This window comes from Mesorhizobium sp. M1E.F.Ca.ET.041.01.1.1 (assembly GCF_003997355.1).
GTDB lineage: Bacteria > Pseudomonadota > Alphaproteobacteria > Rhizobiales > Rhizobiaceae > Mesorhizobium.
On the sequence record NZ_RZSL01000341.1, the window covers coordinates 1 to 6,819 of the forward strand.

At 55.7% G+C, this 6,819-nt stretch carries 5 protein-coding genes; 2 read left to right on the forward strand and 3 right to left on the reverse strand.

What is annotated here, in order from left to right; genetic code table 11:
- On the forward strand, window positions 1–1,959 hold a 1,959-nt coding region (locus EOA38_RS39305), incomplete at its 5' end, for a hypothetical protein (RefSeq protein WP_210212982.1).
- Entirely contained in the window at window positions 1,956–2,795 is an 840-nt protein-coding gene (locus EOA38_RS23785; RefSeq protein ID WP_127221963.1) for a phosphoadenosine phosphosulfate reductase family protein, read from the forward strand. The genes EOA38_RS39305 and EOA38_RS23785, both read left to right, overlap by 4 nt.
- Before the next feature lie 13 nt (window positions 2,796–2,808).
- Here EOA38_RS23785 and EOA38_RS23790 read toward each other — a convergent pair whose 3' ends face one another.
- The 3 genes from EOA38_RS23790 to EOA38_RS23800 form a co-directional block, all read right to left on the reverse strand.
- Entirely contained in the window at window positions 2,809–3,681 is an 873-nt protein-coding gene (locus EOA38_RS23790) for a protein kinase (RefSeq protein ID WP_127221962.1), read from the reverse strand.
- A complete protein-coding gene (locus EOA38_RS23795; RefSeq protein WP_127300379.1) occupies window positions 3,682–4,929 on the reverse strand; it encodes a DUF262 domain-containing protein in 1,248 nt (415 codons plus the stop codon).
- A 12-nt stretch (window positions 4,930–4,941) separates the two neighbouring features.
- Window positions 4,942–6,819: FtsK/SpoIIIE domain-containing protein (locus EOA38_RS23800; RefSeq protein WP_145966044.1), on the reverse strand; the 1,878-nt coding region annotated here is incomplete at its 5' end.

Below are 6,819 nucleotides of genomic sequence, written 5' to 3' on the forward strand. Positions count from 1 at the left end.
TATGCACTGTTTGCCGGCAGCGACTTCGATCTTGAGGAAGCCATTGGCCGGGCTATCCAACCGGCGAATTCACTTGAGCTCGCCGACATTCCGCGCCGCGTCGGTTTGGGCTTTGCCACGGCCAAACGGCATTACTTCCAGAAAGGCGCGCTGAGGACTTTTGAAATAGCGCTGCAGGTCGTCAGCCGGAACGACACGATCGAGTCTTTGACGAGCGGCATTCTAGCCCGCCCGCTTCATGGCAGCGGCCTTTTGCTATTGCTTCTCGGCGACGGTTCTTTGACGACGAAATCCGTCAATCAACTGGCCCAGAAGGCGGCCAAAGCGCTTGCGACTGAGAAGCGTGTGATTGCCGTAGGTGGGGCAAATGACAGCTTTACGCTGCGGTCAACGGCTGCAGAGTTGTTAGCGGTTGAACGCGTTTTCCGTGAGCACCCGCAGCTGGAGGGCGACCGGATAGCGAGGCGGGAGATTGCCGCGAGACAATCCAACTGCATCGATCAGCTTTATCGGGCGCTTGAAACGGCTTTCGAGAATGCAAGCTGGTACCTGGCGCCTCAGCCGAGCCAAGCCGTCCGCGCACAGTTAACGGTCGTTGAAAGCGCGCTCGCCGACGCAAGTTTCTCGAAGGCGCCGATCATCAAAAGCGAATTGCTCCAGCGCGACAAACCATCATCGAATTCCATGGCTGCTTTGCGCGAACTCGCTCATGCGATGGTCAACTCACATGCGCATGAGCAGCTAGCAATGACCCAGTATCCTGCAGAGCTCGGCCTCTACCTTACCTTGCTTCGACCGTTCGGGCTGCACAAAGAAGTCAAGGCTGGCGTCTTCGGTTTTTCGGATCCGGACGAGAGCCGAGAGGGGGCATCGCTCCGCCCAGCGTGGGACGTAATCGACCTCGCAGGCGAAAAGCCCCTCGATGCTGTCTATGCGGAGTGGGCTCGACCACCCTATGGCATCAAAGCCGGTGTAATGCCCGTATTGGCACTCGCCTACATGCTCGCCAAGCGGGAGAGCGTTGCCGTCTATATTGACGGGGTCTATCAAACAGCAATCGATGATGTCGTCGTCGACAAGCTTTTGCAGAAGCCTGGTCTCTTCCGTTTGAGGCGGATCGATCGGTCCGTGCGCGAAACAGCGTTTCTCAGTGGGCTCGCGCAGCTGCTCAGGGTTGACCATCACGGAGGGTCATTGCCCGTCGCCGCAGCTCTTTTTCAGCGTTTTGAAGAGCTCTCACAATTCGCAAAACGCACCACCAAACTCGATCCTTTAGCGGTGAAAATCCGCGGGATCGTGACGAAGGCAGACGATCCCGAGCGACTTCTGTTTGACGATCTTCCGGCTGCTCTCGGTGAAGAGCTCGCCCCAGAGACCGTCTATCGTGCCCTTCAAGCGGCCGAAGCGAGCTATCCGGCGCTTCTCGAGGAGTTGCGTCTGGCACTTGCAAAGGCGCTCGGAATCGATGCCGTGAGTTTCGCAGGAATTGCGGAACGCGCATCGCTGCTCAAAGGCCTGACGAACGATTACAATTTCGATGCGTTCGCAGATCGCGTCGCGGCGATGGAGCTTGGAAAAGGCGACATCGAGAGCACTGTCAGTGTTCTGTTGCACCGCCCCGCCCGGAATTGGTCGGACAGAGACCGGCAAGAAGCGTTGACGGAAATTGCGCGATACGGGCGCCGTTTCCGGGAGCTCGAGGCTTTGGCAATCGTGCGAGATCGACGCTCCCAGACCGAAGCCTTGGCACTTGTCGTCGGCCTCGACCCAAAAATGCCGCCGTTGATGCGGAGCTTCGAACTGAGCGAAAGCGAAAAGCTAGCCGCCGCAGGAATGGCTGATCGTCTGGTAGCTTCGCTCAGATCAGAAAATGAGAGCGGACGATTGCAGCTTGCTGCCCTTGCGCGTGCAGTCGCCATGACGGCAGCCGATGGCGAAGATGAGGTTGGCAGGCAATGAGTGGGGAACGTCATATCCTCGGTCTCTCGGGCGGGCGCGACAGCGCGGCGCTCGCCGTTTACATGCGACAGCATCATCCAGAGCTGCCCATAGAATATTTCTTCACAGACACCGGTAAGGAACTGCCTGAGGTCTATGGCTTCCTTGATAAGCTCGAAGGCTTCTTGGGTCGGCCGATCCAGCGGCTTAATCCCGATCGTGACTTTGATTTCTGGTTGGACGAATATGGCAATTTTCTCCCGTCGCCCCGTACCCGCTGGTGCACGCGACAGCTGAAACTCCGACCGCTGGAGCAATGGCTGCAAAAGGATCTCGAAAGCGGGACGATCGTCCACTCCTACGTCGCCATCCGCGCCGATGAGCCAAGTCGCGAAGGCTACCAGGCCACACACCCAAACATGCGGGTTCATCTTCCGCTTCGTGAAGCTGGAGTCGATCGCACCGGCGTCATCGAAATACTCGAGCAGTCCGACGTCGGTGAGCCGGCCTACTATCAATGGCGTTCCCGGTCCGGTTGCACATTCTGCTTCTACCAGCAGAAGATCGAATGGGTTCGGCTCGCAGAACATCATCCGGATCGCTTTGCCGAGGCCGTCGATTACGAAAAGACCGCCTTGCGAGACGGCTCGCCGTTCACATGGAGCCAAGGTGAGAGTCTTACGGAGTTGATCTCGCCCGAACGAGTCGAACAGATCAAGTCGGATTACGAAAAACGCCGGGAACGGCTACGGCGCGGCCGGAGGGTCAATCCCTTATCGGGAAAGACCGCAGAGACAATCGACGACGTGTACGGCCTTGACGAAGGGGCCGGCAGCTGCGTTGTTTGCCACAAATGACCATCGGGGGCGATTACCCTAGAATTGCTTCGTCAATCTGTATCGCGAAAGCCTCGCCATTAGCCGGTCGTATGGAAGCGCTGTGATGAAGCGCTTTGAATATTGGATCGAACAGTGTTTCTGGTCCCTTCCAGTCAGCTTTGGAAAGAACCCCTGTGGGGTGACTGCGGTTGACTACAAACCAGAATACCGACGCCAGCTGAAATACATCGGATGCGGCATTGATCTGGTCATCTCGACCAATGCTACGGTTATTTGCTTCTGGAGACATCCAAAATCGCGGACCGACGATTTCCCAGTCAGGGGTCATTCTTTCTTCAGCCGGCAGATCGAACATGTCACATAGGCCGTAATCGCTGAGAACCCAGCGGTCGCCCATAACCAGGATGTTGTCGGGCTTAATATCACGATGGACAGCCCTTCTATGAAGCTCGCCGAGACCGTGTGCAAGTCCGCGGAACTGAGCCAGGAAAATCTCATTCGGAACAGGAGCTCGCTTTACCAGTGATGACAGTGGTTCATTGGCCAGCATCATGACGATATATGGAATATCTTTTATCAGCGGCGATAAACGCGCCCTTCGCTGCTCACCATCTATGCTTCCTGCATCTTGATATGCGATTAAATGGTCATGCCGGATCCCCTGAAGGAGGGTTTTTTCTCGATCAAAACGTTTTCGCCGATGCGCTCGTAGGTCGAGAAGAAACTTGACGGCATACTCGGTACCATCCCCAAGGTCAGTACACCGATGTACAACCCCATTTCCCCCAGCAGCGATTCTCTCGCCAACCTCATATGTCTTTCCGAACGGCGTTCGCAGCTCATCCGGAATAACAATCGTTTCTTTTGCTGAATTTTCGCTGCGGCCAGAGAACAGTAAAGCCATTCAGGCCCCCGCCCTGCATCCGTGCATGCGCCAACAAGCGTTTGAGATTTGGAAGACTTGAGTGTCCACTGGCCAGTCTAATTCCCGCCCGTGGGCGGTATGGTTGTGAAGTGGCTCGCCGCATCCAATACACTTTTCAAAAAGCTTGCCTTGGGCACCACCTCTTTCCAGCTGCACCGCGATGGACTCGAACTTTGATCGGACAGTGCCGTCTGGTTTTCTCCCGCGATAAGTTCCTTGTAAGACATCCATGAGAAAGTTCTTCCGCCAAGACCGGCTCGACACGCTATTGGCCTGCGACACACACTTTATCGCATACTCGCTCAAGACATCGATTTCGGACTCTGGCGCTATATTCGTGTCAAGTATCCGTAGATCGCCCCTTAGTGGTTCGAGATCCTTGCCTGCCAAGCTATCTCCGGCGGTTCGAAATTCGTATATCGTCAGAAAGAGCGAGTAAAAATCCGATTTCTGCCGAAATCGGGTCTTGGCTAACGACAACTTTTCAGGGGCGAAAATGCCTTCCAGGTCATATATGACAGCTAAGAAATCTTCTTTGACTTTGGCTTCTTCCGCAGGCCTCCACTCCGCATATCTGGAATAGAAGTAATCAAGGTCCCCCTTCTTATCTTGCGGCCCCTCAAGCATGCCAGCGAGTATCTCAGACACGAATTCTACGTCGCCCATTCGCCTTCGCTGGCCGACGGTGAACACCCTCGAGGCATCAAGAAACTCATTTAGGGAGAGATCCGTAGACAGCTCAAGAAACCTCCCAGGAAAGTCAGCTCTGCGTAATTCTTGCCTATTCAGCGGCATAGAATACTTATTTACACGAGAGTATACCTCTCTTACCTCTTCTTCTGTAAACCCAGTGGCCTCATTGTAGTCAATCTTATATAGAAGTATGCTATCTTTAACTTCTTTCGGCAGTTCACTGAATTTTTTACCGAGGAATTCGCCCGAGTATGGTTCATCTAAAGCGAATTCGTCTCTTAAAAACGCTAATATCGCTGAGATCCGTTGCTGGCCGTCAATCACTTGCCTGTGGGTGTGCTCATTGCGGACCTCGTTCCAAAGAAACATCTTCGGCATTGGAACCTGCCTCAGAATGGTGTCGATAAGCATAATGCGCGCCGCAGGATTCCAAACTTCCTTCCGCTGAAAGGAAGGCCGCAATTCAAGGCGCCCAAGTGAGTTCCAATCCCTTAGGTCCGAGATTGGATGCGGGCTTGAATTCCATGTTCCCACCCTGTGTCTCCTTCAATCGCGACTCATCGCACTATTTGATTTTGATATTGCAACGACCGCGGCGTCGATATCTTCATCTGCAAGAAACGCAGCCTGCGCATAGATTATAGTTGGCTCGCCGCTCAGCTTCGCAGCAAGGTGACCAAGACCCAAAAGTTGTTCCGCACCCTTCACGCCAAGCGTGATTTCGGATGTTCCGATACTCGCAACCTTCAAAATCAATCTGTTACCAAGGTTGTCACGCAGCTGCATTGGCATGACGTTCGCATCAGGCCGCTGCGCTGCGAAGATTAGATGCATGCCGGCGGCGCGTGCCTTCACGCCCAAGCGCGATACGTTGGATGTCACCGCAGATTTGTAATTTTCCGTCAGCATCCATTCCGCAAACTCGTCATGGACCAGGAAGACGTATGGCAGCCGTTCGGCAGCCTCGACCTTGGAATTGAATGCACGAATGTCTCGAGCCCCCTTGGACCGGAACAGCTCATAGCGGCGCTCCATCTCCGTGACGAGACCCTCCATAACCTCAACCGCCCTCGATTGGTCGACAATCACCCCGCCCTGCAGATGCGGGAGCCTCTCGATTGCCGCGTAATCGACACCCATTTTCGGGTCGATCAGGTGGATGTGTGCCAGATCACTAGAATTCGTCGCAGCGATGTCGAGGAGGAGGGCTTGGATCAGCACGGATTTCCCCGACCCGGTTGCGCCGGCAACGAGCGTGTGGGGCTCATGCTGTTGCCCGCCAGCGAATGGGCCGCCGAGATTTAAATAGAGAATATCGCCATCAAGCTCCTTCAGGCCCAGCACGAAGGACGTGTTCACTCCCGCGGCATTGCGATTGATTTCCCGTCGGCCCCAAACATCCCAAAGTGAAACGACCTGTCGCTGCGGCCGCGCTACGCCCACGACGATCTCGCCCGGCAGTGGGGAAATCGAGATCAGCCTGAGCCCATGCGTCGTCAGAAGAGATGATTGTTTCGCTTCGATGTCTTCGACGCGCAGACGATCCGACCCCATGAAACGGATCAGCGCGGCGTTTGGAGTCAGGCGCGTGCCGACGAGCTTGGCCTGAAGATTATAGCCGAGCAGCGCGGAGCGCAGCTTTTGTGCTGTGCTGGCCAACCATTCACGTTCGTCCGCCGAGTTTTCGCGAGCTTTCTGAGCGCGAGCTTCGATGAGAGCGGCGATGCCGACCTCGCCGCCGGCGCGAGAAAATTTGTCGGGCGTCGGAGCAGTCGTGTCGCCGCTTGGCAAGGCTGGAGCATGGAGTTGCGGGTTTGCCTGTGACGGCGCTGAGATGGTCGCCTGATCTTCGTCGTTAATTTGGCTCGAGACTAGGGCGGGGGTGATTTCCCCGCTGGACAGACCGCCGCCATCGCCACTCACGGCGACCGAACCATTATCATTTTTCCGCGGTTCTACGGCCTCAATAACGATTCCGCCTTCGGGATCGCCCTCATCGTCATCCTGATCATAGTCGTGGCTAATGGGCTTTTCGCTTCCAGCAATCAAATGCTCTTCTGTGATGGCCTTGGTCCAATCGACCCGCGGCGCCGGATGACGATAACTGACCGAGTTCCACGTGTGCTTTTCGCCAAGCCGGGCCCGAAGTTCGGTTAGACCCTGTTTCGCGTCGTAAGCCTTGATCAGTTTGCGAAGCCCCTCGCGCGTGAATGTTTCCTGGAGCCCCATCTGGATTTCCGGCAACTCATCCTGCTCTCCTGGCGAACTGCCGTCAGTCGCCGGGCCGGAAACGAAAATGTGCGAGTAACCGCGCAAATCGATCGGAACGGCACCGCGGCGAATGCCGTCGCGAACCCGTTCAAGAATGTTTGCCTGGCCCAGAGCCGCCGTACCGTCCAGCAACAACTCGGAGATGCGGGAAAG